The 15,692-nt window shown below is 54.8% G+C and carries 25 protein-coding genes; 22 read left to right on the top strand and 3 right to left on the bottom strand.

Annotation, left to right across the window (positions count from 1 at the left end):
- The first annotated feature begins 12 nt into the window (after positions 1–12).
- The 22 genes from L879_RS23530 to L879_RS24455 all read left to right on the top strand — a co-directional run bounded on the left by L879_RS23530 (position 13) and on the right by L879_RS24455 (position 14,241).
- Complete coding sequence (locus tag L879_RS23530; protein WP_154664078.1) at positions 13–186, top strand: hypothetical protein; 174 nt, start codon at positions 13–15, stop codon at positions 184–186.
- On the top strand, positions 186–347 hold the full coding sequence (locus L879_RS23525; RefSeq protein ID WP_154664077.1) for a hypothetical protein: 162 nt from the start codon (positions 186–188) through the stop codon (positions 345–347). The genes L879_RS23530 and L879_RS23525 overlap by 1 nt, the downstream gene beginning before the upstream one ends.
- A 114-nt stretch (positions 348–461) precedes the next feature.
- Complete coding sequence (locus tag L879_RS0103950; RefSeq protein WP_027314958.1) at positions 462–980, top strand: hypothetical protein; 519 nt, start codon at positions 462–464, stop codon at positions 978–980.
- Positions 961–1,467: a PDDEXK family nuclease gene (locus L879_RS23105; RefSeq protein WP_161634632.1), complete on the top strand. Its 507-nt coding sequence runs from the start codon at positions 961–963 to the stop codon at positions 1,465–1,467. Before L879_RS0103950 ends, L879_RS23105 begins: the two co-directional genes overlap by 20 nt.
- On the top strand, positions 1,415–1,648 hold the full coding sequence (locus L879_RS20390; RefSeq protein ID WP_035458632.1) for a helix-turn-helix domain-containing protein: 234 nt from the start codon (positions 1,415–1,417) through the stop codon (positions 1,646–1,648). The genes L879_RS23105 and L879_RS20390 overlap by 53 nt, the downstream gene beginning before the upstream one ends.
- Positions 1,649–1,720: 72 nt before the next feature.
- Positions 1,721–3,394, top strand: coding sequence for a DnaB-like helicase C-terminal domain-containing protein (locus L879_RS0103935; RefSeq protein ID WP_084020701.1), 1,674 nt, complete (start codon positions 1,721–1,723; stop codon positions 3,392–3,394).
- Positions 3,395–3,530: 136 nt separating this feature from the next.
- On the top strand, positions 3,531–5,510 hold the full coding sequence (locus tag L879_RS0103930) for a DNA polymerase (protein ID WP_027314955.1): 1,980 nt from the start codon (positions 3,531–3,533) through the stop codon (positions 5,508–5,510).
- A gap of 211 nt (positions 5,511–5,721) precedes the next feature.
- Positions 5,722–5,985, top strand: coding sequence for a hypothetical protein (locus L879_RS20380; protein ID WP_051435021.1), 264 nt, complete (start codon positions 5,722–5,724; stop codon positions 5,983–5,985).
- A complete protein-coding gene (gene thyX / locus L879_RS0103920; RefSeq protein WP_051435020.1) occupies positions 5,969–6,787 on the top strand; it encodes an FAD-dependent thymidylate synthase in 819 nt (272 codons plus the stop codon). Before L879_RS20380 ends, thyX begins: the two co-directional genes overlap by 17 nt.
- 29 nt (positions 6,788–6,816) lie before the next feature.
- On the top strand, positions 6,817–7,026 hold the full coding sequence (locus L879_RS0103915) for a hypothetical protein (RefSeq protein WP_154664076.1): 210 nt from the start codon (positions 6,817–6,819) through the stop codon (positions 7,024–7,026).
- 22 nt (positions 7,027–7,048) lie between these two features.
- Complete coding sequence (locus tag L879_RS0103910) at positions 7,049–7,315, top strand: glutaredoxin family protein (protein ID WP_051435019.1); 267 nt, start codon at positions 7,049–7,051, stop codon at positions 7,313–7,315.
- Positions 7,316–7,692: 377 nt separating this feature from the next.
- Positions 7,693–8,097 (top strand): hypothetical protein, encoded by a 405-nt coding sequence (locus L879_RS23850; protein ID WP_161634631.1) that lies wholly within the window; start codon positions 7,693–7,695, stop codon positions 8,095–8,097.
- Positions 8,072–8,836, top strand: coding sequence for a hypothetical protein (locus L879_RS20375; protein ID WP_051435018.1), 765 nt, complete (start codon positions 8,072–8,074; stop codon positions 8,834–8,836). Before L879_RS23850 ends, L879_RS20375 begins: the two co-directional genes overlap by 26 nt.
- A complete protein-coding gene (locus tag L879_RS24460) occupies positions 8,812–8,946 on the top strand; it encodes a hypothetical protein (protein WP_275944443.1) in 135 nt (44 codons plus the stop codon). The genes L879_RS20375 and L879_RS24460 overlap by 25 nt, the downstream gene beginning before the upstream one ends.
- Entirely contained in the window at positions 8,939–9,679 is a 741-nt protein-coding gene (locus L879_RS24175) for a DUF3310 domain-containing protein (protein WP_245265163.1), read from the top strand. Before L879_RS24460 ends, L879_RS24175 begins: the two co-directional genes overlap by 8 nt.
- A 228-nt stretch (positions 9,680–9,907) precedes the next feature.
- On the top strand, positions 9,908–10,588 hold the full coding sequence (locus L879_RS0103880; protein WP_027314947.1) for a PhoH family protein: 681 nt from the start codon (positions 9,908–9,910) through the stop codon (positions 10,586–10,588).
- Positions 10,588–10,776, top strand: a complete 189-nt coding sequence (locus L879_RS0103875) for a hypothetical protein (RefSeq protein WP_027314946.1) — start codon at positions 10,588–10,590, stop codon at positions 10,774–10,776. Before L879_RS0103880 ends, L879_RS0103875 begins: the two co-directional genes overlap by 1 nt.
- A 112-nt stretch (positions 10,777–10,888) precedes the next feature.
- Entirely contained in the window at positions 10,889–11,155 is a 267-nt protein-coding gene (locus L879_RS23845) for a hypothetical protein (RefSeq protein ID WP_027314945.1), read from the top strand.
- Complete coding sequence (locus tag L879_RS20370) at positions 11,142–11,681, top strand: pyrophosphohydrolase domain-containing protein (RefSeq protein WP_051435017.1); 540 nt, start codon at positions 11,142–11,144, stop codon at positions 11,679–11,681. The genes L879_RS23845 and L879_RS20370 overlap by 14 nt, the downstream gene beginning before the upstream one ends.
- Positions 11,682–11,769: 88 nt before the next feature.
- A complete protein-coding gene (locus tag L879_RS23515; RefSeq protein ID WP_154664075.1) occupies positions 11,770–11,946 on the top strand; it encodes a hypothetical protein in 177 nt (58 codons plus the stop codon).
- 178 nt (positions 11,947–12,124) lie between these two features.
- Positions 12,125–14,116: a ribonucleoside-triphosphate reductase, adenosylcobalamin-dependent gene (gene nrdJ, locus L879_RS0103840; protein ID WP_027314944.1), complete on the top strand. Its 1,992-nt coding sequence runs from the start codon at positions 12,125–12,127 to the stop codon at positions 14,114–14,116.
- Positions 14,113–14,241 carry a hypothetical protein gene (locus L879_RS24455; protein WP_275944442.1) on the top strand — a complete coding sequence of 43 codons (129 nt, stop codon included), beginning with the start codon at positions 14,113–14,115 and terminating at the stop codon, positions 14,239–14,241. The genes nrdJ and L879_RS24455 overlap by 4 nt, the downstream gene beginning before the upstream one ends.
- A 57-nt stretch (positions 14,242–14,298) precedes the next feature.
- Here L879_RS24455 and L879_RS0103830 read toward each other — a convergent pair whose 3' ends face one another.
- The 3 genes from L879_RS0103830 to L879_RS20360 are packed head-to-tail and all read right to left on the bottom strand — an operon-like array spanning position 14,299 to position 15,655.
- Complete coding sequence (locus L879_RS0103830; RefSeq protein WP_027314943.1) at positions 14,299–14,544, bottom strand: hypothetical protein; 246 nt, start codon at positions 14,542–14,544, stop codon at positions 14,299–14,301.
- Positions 14,544–14,915 (bottom strand): 3TM-type holin, encoded by a 372-nt coding sequence (locus L879_RS20365; protein ID WP_035458627.1) that lies wholly within the window; start codon positions 14,913–14,915, stop codon positions 14,544–14,546. Before L879_RS20365 ends, L879_RS0103830 begins: the two co-directional genes overlap by 1 nt.
- Entirely contained in the window at positions 14,915–15,655 is a 741-nt protein-coding gene (locus L879_RS20360) for a lysozyme family protein (protein ID WP_051435016.1), read from the bottom strand. Before L879_RS20360 ends, L879_RS20365 begins: the two co-directional genes overlap by 1 nt.
- Between the last annotated feature and the right edge of the window lie 37 nt (positions 15,656–15,692).

Raw genomic sequence — 15,692 nt, 5'->3', positions numbered from 1 at the left:
CGGAGACATATCATGACCTTTGACCGACTTCTGGCTTTCGCAATCTCCCGCATTAAGGCTGGCCTCCCGCTATCTCTGGATATGGAGGTCGAGCTTGTCGAGCGCGGGTACGACATAGAGGCACTCAAGAACGCGCACGAGGACGACTTCAACCTCGGCTTCGCGTTCGCTGATGAGGACGCCTGATGTGGTTCTTTTACCGCTTCACGGACGATGGGGGATGGACGCTCTCGCTCCTGCGAGGGCGCATCCTCCTGAGCCGCTTCAGGGGTGAGAAATACCTGAAGCACACGAAGGGTAAGCCCTACCGGCTACAGGCTTTCGGGAGGTTCTACGACTTCGGGTGACACTTTTGTTGACCTTAAGGAAGGAGGGTTCTCGGCCCTCCTTCTGCACTTTTGTTGACCTTAAGGAAGGACGCAGCGCCTTCCCATTTTCTCTAACATACGAGGTGCTATCAGATGGCAGATAAGAAAGAATACGTTTCCTTCATCACTCCCCTTGGACGCGCTCGCTACCCGAAGCTGGACAAGCAGGACACGTATGAAGGCAAGGAGGTTGGCTACAAATGCGACCTCGTTTTGGACGATGCCGATATGGCGAAGGTCCAGAAGATCATTGACGACGCCGTGAAGCAGTTGGCTCCAGGCGGGAAGCTCAAGAACGGTAAAAAGACTCCGATCCGTGAGGACGAGGAGGGCAACAAGTTCCTGACCTTCAAGAGCTACAACAAGGTCCCTCTCTTCAAGGCGAAGGGTAAGGACAAGTACCCTGAGGACACCATCCTTGGTGGCGGGTCGCTGATCCGCATGAAGGTTTCCCTGACCATCGGCAATGGTCATCTCGTGGGCTACATGAACGCCATTCAGGTTGCTGAACTGAAGCAGGGTTCGGATGGCGGATTCGATGACCTTGAAGGCTTCGATAACGACGACGATGACAGCTTCGGAGATGAGGGAGATGGCGACCTCGACATCTAAGCGAGGGAAGAAATCACCACGTCCGGTACTGTTAAGGGCCGTCTACAAGTCAAAGCTTGAAGATAGCCTCGCAGAGCAGTTGGAGAACGAGGGGGTGGACTTTGAGTACGAGAGTCTCACGGTCCCCTACCAAGTCCCGGCTCGTGACAGTGAGTACCTTCCCGACTTCATCCTCAAAGGATCGAACATCATCATCGAAGGCAAGGGCCGCTTCGGCCATCGGGCTAATCAGAAGACTGCGACACAGGAACGTCAGAAGATGATCCTCGTGAAGCAACAGCATCCTGACCTCGATATTCGGATCGTGTTCGATAACGCATCACTCCCGATCTACAAGGGCAGTAAGACCACCTACGCAAAGTGGGCTGATACGCATGGCTTCCCTTGGGCGGAAAAGACCATTCCCGAAGAATGGATTAAGGAGGCAAAAGAACATGGCAAAAGTAAACGCAACCGACGCTCTCGCTCTCAATCCTCAGACTCGTAAGGTTCTGCGGCATCTGGAGCGCAATGGTTCCCTCTCGCTCTTTGGCGGCTTCAGCCTGGGTGTGACCCGCCTCGCGGCTCGTATTCACGAACTGCGTAAGGCTGGCTTCAACATTCACACGCAGATGGTTCCGTCAGGCGACACCCACTACGCGGTCTATCATCTCGTTCCGCGTGTCTAATCACATACACTCTACTATGGGAGGCTCTTAGGGGCCTCCTCCCTCCCTCGATCCTGAGGACTTTCTCATGAAATGACGAAACGACGACGCAAGAAACTGCCTCCCGGCACATTCCTCTACCACACCAACTGCGAGAAGTGCGGCTCGTCAGACGCTAACGCGGTCTACGACAACGGCACGACCTACTGTTGGTCCTGCAAAGAACCTGGAACTCTGGAAGGAGCAGAAGTGAATGACGTAAACGACGAAACCTCAGAGGGCTTTGAGTCCTCATCGAAGTCGTGGGCCTCAGGCTCCGCACAGGACATTAAGAAGCGCGGTCTGCGCGAAGCTGTATGTCAGAAGTTCGGTTATCTTGTGGGCGAACACAAGGGCAAGCCTTGTCACATTATGAACTACCGGGACCCAAAGACCGGGAAGCTCATCGCTCAGAAGATCAGGTTCTCCAACAAGCCGGATGGTAAGAAGGACATTACCACCCTCGGTAACGGTAAGAACCTCCCGTTCTATGGGCAGCATCTCTACAGCGGCGGCAAGCGCCTTGTAATCACTGAAGGCGAGATTGACGCCCTCTCCGTGGCTCAGGTCATGGGAGACGGTAAGTGGCCTGTGGTGAGCTTGCCCAACGGCGTGTCCTCGGCTGTACCAACGGTCGAAGCCAATCTTGAATGGCTCGACACCTTTGAAGAAATCGTTCTGTGTTTCGATCAGGACGAACAGGGCCGTCAGGCCACAGAGGAAGTTCTCCCGCTCCTCCCTCCCGGTAAAGCGTACCTCATGACGCTCCCCTACAAGGACGCCAATGAGACGCTCTTAGAGGCCGGTCCACAGGCTATCTCTGACGCCTTCTGGAACCGCCAACTGTGGAGGCCGGATGGGATCATTAGCGGCTCGGAGATTTCCCTTGAGGACCTCATGGAAGGGTCCGTTCCGGGGTACTCCACGCCCTATCCCAAGTTCGATGAGTTGTACGGAGGCATCCGTCCTGCGGAACTCCTGCTTCTCACGGCTGGCAGCGGTATTGGTAAGTCCACTCTCGCACGAGAGCTTGGCTACCATCTCCATCAGGCACATGGGCTGACCATCGGCAACGTGTACCTTGAGGAGTCTCATAAGAAAACCGCTCAGGGTTATATCGCCATCGACAACAATGTGCCGCTCGGAAAGCTTCGTGCTGACACGAGCATCCTGTCGATTGAGGCATGGCAAGCGTCCCGTGAAAAGGTCATTGCCGACCGCATGTACTTCTACAACCACTTCGGCTCCCTGGAGTCCGATAGGTTGCTGACTCAACTCAGATACATGGCGGTAGCCCTCAAGTGCGACTTCATCATCCTCGACCATATCTCCATCGTGGTTTCCGGCCAGGAGGGTTCTGGCGAGGGTGAGCGTAGAGACATTGATATGTTGATGACGAAGCTCCGCTCTCTCGTTGAGGAGACGGGTGTAGGCATCATCGCCATCGTTCATCTGAAGCAGCCTGAAGGGAAGGCACACGAGGAAGGTGGGCGGGTATCGCTCAACCAACTGCGTGGCTCTGGCTCTCTCAAGCAGTTGTCAGACGGTGTGGTGGGCCTGGAGCGCAACCAGCAGGACGAGGAGAACGCGCACATTAGCGTCATGCGTATTCTGAAGAACCGTGAACACGGCTCGACGGGCGCGGCTGACGTGCTTGAGTACAACCGCGAAACAGGAAGGCTCCTCCCCGCAGATGGGTATGGGGACTTCGGAGACTTAGACCTATGAGCAAACACATACGACCTACTATGTATGACGACTTCTTCTGGCCCAACATGGGTCCGTTGATGACGGACATAACGGTTTACGACGGAGGCTTACAGCAACCCATCGGCTTCCTTGCTCAACACAGAGAGGAGGCTCCATGCAGCTATTCTTTGATATCGAAGGTAACGACCTCCTCGAAGGGGTCACGAAAATCTGGTGCATCTGCGCGGTCAACATCGAAACGGGGGAAGAACACTCGTGGCGGTACGACCAGATCGAGGAGGCACTTGATTTTCTCGGGGATGCCGAACTCCTCGTTGCCCACAACGGCATCAGATACGATTTCCCCGCGCTCAAGAAGGTCCACGGTTGGGACCCGCAAAAGCCCGTAAGGCACGATAGCCTCGTCCTTGCGCGGCTGGCTTATCCAAACATCAAAAAGACCGATAAGGAACTCGTCAAGGATGGGTTCCCCGGCAAGCTCGTGGGGAAGGACTCCCTAGAGGCTTGGGGTCATCGTGTGGGCATCCACAAGGCTGACTACCAAGGCGGCTTCGATGCGTGGTCACAGGAGATGCAGGACTACTGCCTCCAAGACTGTGTGACGGGTGCCGCGCTCTATCGCTACCTGAAGGTTCACGAGATGGACCAACGGGCTGTGACCTTGGAGCATCGCGCTACTGAGGTCTGCTTCGCTATGGAGATGGCTGGCTGGCCCTTCGATGAGAAGGCGGCTGGCGAACTCTATACGAAGCTGACGGCACGTAAGCAGGAGCTTGAGGAGCATCTTGTCAAGAAGTTCGGCTCTTGGCAGGAGGTTGACCGAATCTTCACACCCAAGCGCCCGAACGCCAAACTTGGCTACACAGGGACTTGGGTTGAAGAGGAGTACGTTGAGTACACCAAAGAGGGTGATCCAATCTGGAAAACCCGCAAGGTGTTCAAGGGTGATCCCGTCACGAAGTACAAGACCGTGACGTTCAACCCCGGCTCACGCAAGCACATCATCAAGAAGCTCTTGGAAGCTGGCTGGAAACCGGATGAGTACACCGACAAGGGCTCTCCCAAGCTGGACGAAGAAGTTCTCGAAAATCTCGACCTTCCTGAAGCGAAGGACCTGATTGAGTTCCTCCTCGTTCAGAAGCGCCTGGGGCAGCTTGGGGACGGTAAACAGGCGTGGTTACAGCACGTCAAGAACGGCAAGATTCATGCGTCCTACAACACCATGGGGACGGTCACTGGACGAGCCGCTCACTACAACCCCAACATCGCTCAGGTGCCGAAGGGTTCAAAGCCCTACGGTAAGGAGTGCCGCGCTCTCTTCACGGTTCCTAAGGGCTGGAAGCTCTTGGGCTGTGACTTTGAGGGCCTGGAGCTACGATGCCTCGCGCATTGGATGGCTGCGTTCGATAAGGGGACCTATGCCGATACCGTGGTGAACGGTGATGTGCATTGGACTCACTCTATCGCTATGGGCCTCATCGAAGGCGAACGTGACAAGGAGAGCCTTCTCCATGACACGGTACGCGATAACTCCAAGACGATCACCTATGCCGATCTCTATGGCTGCGGCCCTGCAAAGGCCGGGAACATCGTTTTCGGTCTGGTGAACAACCTCAAGAACCTCAAGCTGACCACGGCGGCTGATGAGCTTTACCGGAAGTTCTTCGGTAAGGCGACCAGCGTGGGTCCGAAGCAACTTGAGAACGCCGGAAAGAAGCTGAAGCAAAGCCTCCTCAAGTACTTCCCTGCCCGTAAGCGACTGATCGAGGTCGTGGGCAGTAAGGCTGAGAAGGGCTTCCTTAAGAGCCTCGACGGACGCCATGTGCCTGTCCGTGCGAAGCACTCAGCCCTCAACTCCCTCCTGCAATCGACAGGCGCGATCCTGTGCAAGCGGTGGCTCGTGGACACCCACGATAACCTGATTGCGGCTGGCTACCGTTGGGGATGGGACGGAGACTTCGTGATCCTCGGATGGATTCATGACGAGCTTCAGATTGCCGTGCGTGAGGGCCTGGAGGACGTGATCGGCCCCATCGTGGTGCAAAGCGCCAAGGACACAGGGCCTAAGTACGGCTTCAGGTGCCGTCTGGACAGCAAGTACATCGTTGGAAACTCGTGGAAGGAGACACACTAATGACCATCAAAATCGAAAAGGGAATCCCCATTCCCAACGCTCATCGGGAGCGGAGATATCCTTGGGGAGATATGGAAGTCGGAGACTCCATCTTCATTCCAAACACCACTTCAGAGCGTATCGCACCCACCGCCCATGACTACGGAAGGCGTCACAAGCGGAAGTTCAGTGTCCGTAAGGTGGAGGGCGGCGTTCGCGTGTGGAGAGTGGAATGAGCGTTTCCACGACCGACAAAAAGTTAGCCGAAGTCATTCTTGAAGCGTACCGGAGAGGGTTCACGGTCCAAAGTGATTACTCTCGTTCCAACGCTGAATACGTCGCTATGGCAGCGAGTATTGGCCTGATTAGCACGCGCCTTTACGGAAACGTCTACTCTCGTGAGTGGAGGCCGACCGTGAAAGGACTTGTTTGGCTAGAGAACACCTTCGGCGTCGTTATTGAATCTGATGAGGACCTGGATGAAGGGCATGATTAAAGCGACTTATGAGGACCACATGGGGGATGACCTCCGTGTGGTCAATGCGGCTCGTGTGAGCTTCGGGAAGCGTTCGGAGTACCATACCTACATGGACTACTCTGATGGCCGTACGGATGACCTTGGGGAACCTCAAGGTATCTTCCGTAAGGAACTCAAGGACGCTGATAAGCGGCTCATCCAGTTCCTCGCAAGAGGCTGTGAGAGCCGTGAATGGCAGGACAACGTGGACATTCTGTGGAACGGTACGAATGACCATGAAATCGAACGTATTCTCAAGTGGGCCAAGTCAATGCCTACCCATTGGACACCATTCGGTCACACGGCGATCACACTGATCGAGGAAATCCCGATCTTCGTGGCTCGTCAGCGATTCAAGCATACCGTGGGGTTCGTCTATAACGAAATCTCAAGGCGGTACGTGACTGAGGAGCCTACCTTCTACCATCCCGAAGGCTATCGCATGGCTGCGGAGAATAAGAAGCAAGGCAGCACGGACGAAGTGTTCTATGATGAGTCTCATCACAGCGCACGATACTTCCAAATCTCGTCTGAGAATGATGCCGTCGCAGCTTATCGCAGCCTACTCACTATGGGTGTATGCGCTGAACAGGCTCGTATGGTCCTCCCGCAATCCATGATGACTACCTATTGGGTCACAGGAAACCTCTACAGCTTTGCACAGGCGTACAAGGCTCGTAGCCGTCCTGACGCTCAGAAGGAAATCCGCGACCTCGCTGCTGAGTGGGATCGCATCATCCGTCCCTTATTCCCTGTCTCTTGGTCTGCGCTCGTAGACTGACATACGACTTACTATGAAAGGATATGCCCATGCTGACATTCCGTAAATCCTACGCATCCATCACGAAGGGTCTGAAGAAGATGGTCGATGACCTCGACGCCTTCGCGTCTCAGAAGCGAGACGAGGCTTTCGCGGCTGAGGATCAGGCCAAGCGTCTTCGTGACGAGGTTCAGGCGGCTCATGACGAAGCTGACCGCGCTCTCCTCACGGCCCGTAAGGTCGCAACCCTTCTCTCGTAATCACTGACTAAGGAGGCCACACATGGCACCAGAAGATTTCAATGCAAACGGTTGGGTTATCGTTGGTCGCCATGTGCGGCCTTGTCGGTTCTGCGAGATGACGAAGAACCTCTTGGATGCGTGTGGCTTCAACTACACCTTCCTGAGCTACGACAATCACCCGATCTTCAAGAAGTTCCTGAGTGAGCAAGGGCTCACCACCGTTCCTCAGATTTATCATCAGGGGAAGCGTGTAGGTGGCTACGATCAGCTTGGGGCTTACATCGCTTCCTTGGAGGGCGTGGCCTAATGAGCCGCGTTCTCCTCGCCCTTCACCCGCTCATCTGCGTGGTGGCCTTCCTGCTTGGCTGGCACTTTGGTCAGCCTATCAGGGAGTTCTTCTTCCATCCCCCGCCCCCTGCCCCCTGGTCAATGCCGTTCTGCGACATTGGCGGTCCCTATGAATACTTCTTCGTCCCCTGCAATCGAGAGGAGGCTATATGAAGCGACTACTCCTACTCCTTCCCCTACTCCTCATGACCGCGTGTGACAGCGTTGACCATGGGGCCTGTCTCAAGACGGAAGAAACTATCACCCTTATTCCAATCCCGATCATGAATGGCAACACAACGACGTTCATGTGGCTCCCTGCACCAGTGACCACATGCGTTCAATGGGAGTACCCGAATGGAAAACCCCAATCTGAGCATCGTTCCTAAGATCATTCAGACGGTCCCCTATGAGGACCCTATCGAGGCTCGTGAGCGTGATATTGCCATTGCTCATGGCCTAGCCCTCAAACACGGTTTCGTTCTCGTAGAGTATGACCGTTGCAAGGCGCTCCGCGCTAACACACGCACGTCTGGATTCATGCTGGCTCGTATGGATGCCAAGGAGCGTGAGCACTATGAGGAATACCGCAATCGTCAAATCGCTCGGCACTTGGCTGAGGACCTCCTCAATCAAGGCTTCATCGAGTTCACCACTCGTGAGGATCACTCCTCCCCGTACGAGACGGACGAAATCACCACAGGCAAGCTCCTCGTGGTCAAACCAAAGGAAAATCATGACGAAACCAACGCTACTTATTGACGGCGATCAGTTTCTCTATCGAGGCTGTGTCGCTGTAGAACACGAGGTTAAGTGGGACGAAGAGAATTGGGTTCTCTTCTCCAATGAGGAAGAGGCGTACAAGACCGTCACGGCTTCCTTTGAGAACCTCAAGGAGAAGTTCAGCACCGACAAGGTACGCATTGCGTTCTCTGAGGGCGTGAGCTTCCGTAAGAACCTGTACCCTGCCTACAAGACCAATCGGGCAGAGGTCCGTAAGCCTATGTGCTACTTCCAAGTGCGTGATCGGCTGATGGCTGACTTCCCCTCCCTGAAGGTGGACGGCCTGGAGGCTGATGACCTCCTCGGCATTTGGGCCACGCGGGACGATGGTGACTACATCATCGTGTCGCAGGACAAGGACCTTAAGACCATCCCGAACACCCGCGTCTATAGCGGCAGCGGGGATGAGGTTGTCGAGACTACCCAAGAGTCTGCCGACTACTTCTGGCTCTACCAGACCCTCATCGGTGACACGGCTGATGGCTACCCCGGTTGTCCCGGTATCGGTCCTAAGAAGGCTGAGGCGCTCCTTCACATTGATGGGGCTGTTGTACCGCCCTCGGTGGCTTGGGAACGCATCGTACATGCCTATGAGAAGCAAGGGCTATCTGAGGACGATGCACTCGTACAGGCACGTCTCGCTCGCATCCTTCGCTCCTCTGATTGGGACGCAACGAACAAGGAGGTCATCCTATGGACACCTACATCAAACTCGTAATCGGAGAGTACCGCCGCATGGCGTCCTCCGTCACTGACACCAGTAATGGCCGCATCTACTGGATCGGTAATCGTGGCTATCTCATTCCATGGAGCTTCGTGAATGGCTAAATTCAACCAAGGCGACAAGGTTCGCGTTTCCAATGTGACGGACGTTTACGTTCCGGCGAAGTATGAAGGTGCTGTTGGCATCATTGATGAGGTTTTCGAGGAGCAAGGCGCTCCCGCCTATCGCGTGATCTTCGATGAGTACGATCTCTATAAGAGGGCCGTCTATTACTTCAAGGATAGACACCTAAATCCCGTTGAGCCGGCTCCTAGGATGAGCGTGTGGTGCGGCCTGTGTGGCACCTACATCAACGAAGGTGACGTGTTCCCCTGCGTGAAGAATGACGCCATGCCGACGTTCTGTGGAGCCATTGGTGCCCCTGCAACGCCGATCCCTGGTGAAAATGGACACCTTAAGGATGATGAGGCTGTGGCCTCTGACGACGATGAGCCTGATTATGACCGGGATGCTTTGAACGAGTTCATTGCGGTTCAGGAGGCTCAGGCGGCTCATGAGTACGAGCGTGATCGTGCGGTCATCGCAGCGATCCATGAGGAGGCTGCGGCTCGTGGCGCTCCCACGGCTCTCGACACTCAGGTTGGTGGCAACCACTACAGCAAGCTCAAGATTCAACCCTTTGAGTATTCCATGGCTAACGGCCTTGGTCCTGCGGAACACACCGCTATCAAGTACGTGACCCGTTGGAAGGATAAGGGCGGTATCAAGGATATCGACAAGGCTATCCACACCCTCCACATCCTCAAGGATTGGGCGGTCGCCAATGGCTTCGCGTGAGATAGTCCCTGAGCGGGTCATAGAACACGCGGAGCCTGAAGGCTATTGGTGGGAGGTCAATGACCCTCGCAAGCCTTCAGTGGAAGTGTGGGCTGACCGTGCAGGAGTCGTGATCCGCCAAGATACGCCGGGTATGCAACAGGCTGACCTCATCGAACTTTCGTGGGGTCAGGCATACGACTTGCTATCCGTTATCTCAAGAGCTTTAGACAACCCAATGAGGTCCTAATGAGTAAAAGCCGCCGAAAGGCTGAGAAGTTTTCACATGAGAGGAGGCCGGAGCCTATTCGGCCCCTCACTCCCAACCAAGGAGTCTACCTCGATGCACTCAGAGACTCTCAACAAATCATCGTCATGGGACCAGCGGGAACGGGAAAGACGTTTATCGCAGGAACTCATGCGGCTGACCAACTCCGCTTACATCGTGTACGACGGGTCATCATCACTCGACCTAACGTACCAGCAGGACGGAGCCTTGGTTATTTCCCAGGCACCCTCGAAGAGAAGTTCGCTCCTTGGGTGGCTCCTCTCACTGGCGTCATTTCTCAGCGGCTCGGCTCTAACGTATTTGATAATGCGGTAAGGAACGATGATATTATTGTTGTTCCTTTTGAGACGATGCGTGGGTCCTCGTGGGACCACAGCCTCATCATTCTGGATGAAGCTCAGAACACGCTACCCCAAGAGATGAAGCTGTTCCTGACCCGTATCGGGGAAGGTAGCCAAGTCATCATCAACGGCGATGTGAGCCAAACGGACCTGAAGGAAACCTCAGGGCTTCGTAAGGTCATTCACATGGTCAAGAAGTACTCCCTGCCTGTGCCGATTATCGAGTTCACGATGGATGACATTGTGAGGTCGGATATTTGCGCCCAATGGGTCAGGGCTTTCCATGAGGAGGGCATCTAATGGAACTGGAAGCAATTGAAAACGAACTCATCGACCAGATTGTGAAGCTCCGTGCTGATCGCAGACGCCTTGATGCCTCTGTTGGTTACACTGAGTACAACCACATCAAGGAGACGATTGAGTGGCGCAAGGCCCTCATCAGAGAACTCATTCAGAAAGCAGGACTGACACCAGAAAGGATGAACTAATGGCTCAATTCCTATTCAAACTCTCAGGGGTCATCACGGCTGTCATTTTCGTGTCCCCTGTCCTCTTCGTGGTGGCGGCTTCGTGGATCGACATTCTCGCTAGAGGTTTCCAATGATCCATCCTGACTCCTTCAGCATCGCAGGAGAACAGGGGCCTCGTGCGTACTACTCGCCCATGGAAGTCTCCATTGATGACGATGGGGACGTATGGATCGGGAACGAGGATGGCACCCTACTGATCTCCCTCGACCAAGCCTTTCACCTTCACTTCAAGCTCGGCCAGCTCCTCATTGCCAATGCGAGGAACACCTATGGCCGCAACACCTACCAATCCCTTCAATACGCAGCACAGGAGCAGCGCAATCATGACCAACACTGACTTTTTCGTGGACACTCAAAGCAACGTTACAGCGTCTTTCAACCCCGCCGCTTCTGTGGCTGAGTTCATCCAGGCTTTCGAGATGCCACCTTCGGTCGATCTGTGGCTGACGCTCGTGGATGAGGAGCGCCTGGAGCTTCTGGAGGCCATGGCTATCGACCTCACGGATGACACCGTGGAGAGCCTCGCCAACGTCCTGAAGGAAGCCGCAGACCTCCTCTACGTGTCTACGGGCCTGATGATTAACCTTCATCACTTCGGGCTGGCACCGACCGATGCCGCAGCCGATGAAATCCTCATGATGCTGACCCGCGTGGTCGCGGTTGTGGGTGAGGACAACTTCGCAGAGGCGTTCCGTCGTGTTCATGCGTCCAACATGAGCAAGCTCGGAGATGATGGTAAGCCGGTTCGCCGTGAGGATGGCAAGGTTCTCAAGGGACCCAGCTACGCTCCTCCGGTTCTCACGGACCTCGTGGTTGAGGCGTACGGCTCGACCTCTCACGCCCCCGGCTATCTGGTTGGCTGATGTACTACGGCCTCATGTTCGTCCTTGGCCTCATTATTGGGGCCATCTTCCTCGACATTGAAATCAACTTCACCAAAGGAGGCTAATCATGCCTTGGCTTCTTCTCATTCAGGTTGTCCTCGCGGTCCTCTGGTACGCCGTTGATATGTTCAGCGGCCTCCCCGCGTGGCTCGTGTTCCTCCCGACCATCTTCGGCGTAACGGTCTGGTTCGTGGCCTTCATCTTCGTTGGTCTGGCTGCGGCTGTGGCCGCGTTTCTTGACTGATGCTGACGTTCATCCTTGGGGCGTCTCTGACGCTCAACCTTGGCCTCCTCTACTTCGCTTGGGAGCAGGACAAGGCCATCGAGGCAGCACAGGAGGTCATCGTAACTCTCATGGGTTCTGATGATACCCAGGAGGACTCCTCAAATAACGACTAATAACATACGAGGTTGTATCACATATGAATAACGCACCGCTATTCGTCCCCTCCACACGCGCTCAGGTGATTACCCGCCGCACGTACAACAGGCCGTTGGACAGCGCCGGAACGATCTTTGAGACGTGGGAGGAGACTGTTGACCGCGTGATCGGTCATCAGCGGTGGCTTTGGGAACGGGCGCAGGGCAAGGCTCTGCGTCCCGCTCAGGTGTTGGAGCTTGAGTCTCTTCGGAGCCTCATGCTTCAGCGCAAAGTCACCACTTCTGGCCGTACCCTCTGGTTGGGCGGCACCGATGTAGCGAAGCGCCGTGAGGCGTCCATGTTCAACTGTAGCTTCGGGCGCACCGAAACTGTTCACGATACCGTCGATCAGTTCTGGTTGCTCCTGCAAGGCTGCGGCGTGGGCTTTGAGCCTATCGTGGGCGTCCTGAGTGGCTTCAGTAAGCCCGTTGAGCTTCAGGTTGTGCGGTCCACCAAGACGGACCCCAATGCGAAGGGTAACGAACAGAACGTCGAAACTTTCACACAGGAGGGCCACAGACTTGTTTGGAAAATCGTTGTCGGTGATAGCGCAGAAGCTTGGGCAAAGCTCCCCGGTAAGCTTCTTGCGAACAAGAGGCCGTGTGATCGCCTCATCCTTGACTTCAGTGAAATCCGCCCTGCGGGTATTCGTCTTTCTGGCTATGGTTGGATTAGCTCAGGAGATGAGACTATCAGCAAAGCCATGGAGGCAATCGTCACCCTACTCAATCACAGAGCGGGTAGACTTCTTACACGTATCGACATTCTCGACATTCTCAACCATTTGGGAACGACACTTTCTTCCCGAAGGTCGGCTGAGATTGCTCTTGTCCCGTACGGTGATCCTGAGTGGTCGGCATTTGCCACGGCGAAGAAGGACCACTGGATTGATAATCCTCAGCGAGCCCAATCCAATAACAGCCTCCTATTCTACCACAAGCCCACTCGAAACGATCTGACCTCCATCTTCGACATGATCGTGGAGAGCGGAGGCTCGGAGCCAGGGTTCATCAACGCGACTACGGCTCTCACAAGAGCGCCTTGGTTCAAGGGCTGTAACCCTTGCGCGGAGATTCTCCTCGGCAACAAGAGCTTCTGTAATCTGGTTGAGGTCGATCTTGCGAAGTTCAATGGAGATTGGAATGGGCTTATCGAAGCGGTCTATCTGGTTGCTCGTGCAAACTACCGCCAAACGTGTGTGGACCTACGCGATGGGGTGCTTCAGAGCACTTGGCACGAACTCAATGAGTTTCTACGTCTGACTGGCGTGGGCCTTACGGGTATCGTGCGGTGGGAGTACCAGCACAGCGCAGAGCATGTGTCGTGCGTGAAGCGTACGGCTGTGCGTGGCTCGTGGAAGATGGCTGATGAGCTTAACCTCCCCCGGTCACAGGCTGTAACGACCATCAAGCCTTCTGGCACCCTCTCGAAGATCATGGACACCACTGAGGGCATCCATCGTCCTCTCGGTCGCTATATCTTCAACAATGTGAGGTTCAGCAAGCATGACCCCCTTGTGGATATCTGTCGTGAAGCTGGCTATCGCGTATTTGACGATCCTTATGCCTCTGACGCTGTTCTTATCACCTTCCCCGTATCGTGGGAGGATGTTGATTTTGACACTGTTGATGGCAAGCACGTCAATCTTGAGTCTGCTGTTAGTCAGCTTGATCGGTACAAGTTCATGATGGACCACTACGTTCAGCATAACTGTTCGATCACGGTGAGCTATGACCCCTCTGAGGTCCCTGAGATTGTCGATTGGATCGACCGTAATTGGGACACGTACGTTGGTGTGTCGTTCCTGTTCAGGACGGACCCGACCAAGACGGCAGAGGACCTCGGCTACCCGTATCTCCCTCAGGAGGTCGTGGATAAGGACACCTTCTACAACTACGCGAACGAGCTTCGCTCCGTGAACCTGACTAGCTCGGGAACCATGGACGATGCCCTGGACGCCGATTGTGCAACAGGAGCTTGCCCCATCCGATGAGTACGATTGTTGACTACTGGACCCGTTACGTTGACTGGACCTTGGAGACTCCCGCAGCGCGGCATCTCCTCGTGGCCCTGTATAACCTCACGGTCCTTGAGATGATCTTGAAGATCGTCATGTAACGAAAAAAAACCGATAGAGAGCCTTGGGATATCCCTTGGTTCCTCTATCGGTTTTTTTTATCTGTTCGCTACGAAATTATCTAACCTGTCTCCAAGCTTGTCGATTGCGGCCAGGAGCCGCTCCTCAAACTTCTCAAGAGTCGAGTGGGAGACATATTCCTTCGCAACCTCCTCACGGAACAGGGAGTGTTCCTTCCTGATTGCGGTGAACTGTTTCTCTGCCCATCCATAGATGGCGAGGGCTGCGGCCACTGTCGGGCCGATGATGGTCAGTACGTCAGACCACTGGATAGCTCCGTTCATTAGCCTAGCCCCACGATTCCAATGAGAACGCGCCAGAACTCCGCAGGAGCGGGAGGCAGCACAGAAGCACCCTCAAACCAGTTCACCAGAATGAACGTCGTGATCGGGCGCACGAGAAGCTCGTAAGCCAACGAGGCACCAGCGATCCATCCAATGAAGGAGCGCCAGTTCGCTCGGAAGCTGGAGCTAGACTGAAGGTCGAGCTTGGAAAGGTCCATCTGCGAGAGGGCCTGAGCTAGCTTCGCCTCGGCAAGAGCCTTGGCCTCCTCAGGGGTCGCAGGAGGGTTCGCCTCCACAGCCTTCGTAAGCTCAGGAAGGATCAGGTCCTTAACCTCCTTCAGCACGAATTTAACAATGGTTTCTGTAACCATTAGCCTACTCCAAATAACTTGAAGAATAGAGATAAGATGCTGGCCTGTTTAGGCTCAGTATCGGTTTTTTCTTTATTTTGGGCAATTTCCTCAGGTACAATCACCTTCGGGCTTTCTACTTTTGGCGTCTGTGGCGTTTCTACAGGTAAAGGTTTTGATTCCCTTTTCTCCTCAGAGGCCAAAAGAGCCTTTACGAAGGTGTGGTAGTGACCAGCGATCTTCTTCGCCTCGTCCGTGCCGTTCACAATGCGTCTGGCATTGATTGGGTCGGCTTTGTCACCAGCGAAGTAGTCAACCAGCTTCTTCCCCGTAAACCATCCCTCCGTGCATCCTACGTAGAGGATGAGGGCAGCCAGGTATGGGTCACAGGCTTTGGCCGGGGACTTCACGAGGTCCACTTCGATACCGAAGAGTTCCTTGAGACGCTTCTGAGCCTTCTCGTAATTGTAGTCCCACGTTAGCTGGACATAGCCGCGTCCATAGAACGGGTAATAACGGAGATTCCGTTGCCGCCATCCCTCAGACAGCCAGTAAGCCTCAATGACAGGCTGCATGGTCGTGTTCGTCTCGTGGTAGGCGGTAGCAAGGCAGTACGCCAGGAACTTGAGAGAACCATTCGGGTAATGCGTCTCCCAAGCGTCCAAGAGATAGTTAAGACCATCCACTTGGTCCTGCGTGAACTTCCCATAGATGGGTTTAATGGCCGCGAAGAAGCGGTCACGGTTGTATGTGATTTTCATGGGAGTCCTCGAAAAAAAGGAGGCCCCTAAGGACCTC

This window comes from Microvirga flocculans ATCC BAA-817, from assembly GCF_000518665.1.
In the GTDB taxonomy this organism is placed as follows: Bacteria; Pseudomonadota; Alphaproteobacteria; order Rhizobiales; family Beijerinckiaceae; genus Microvirga; species Microvirga flocculans.
Note: the sequence above shows the minus strand (reverse complement) of the source record. Positions and strands in the feature narration are given on the sequence as shown.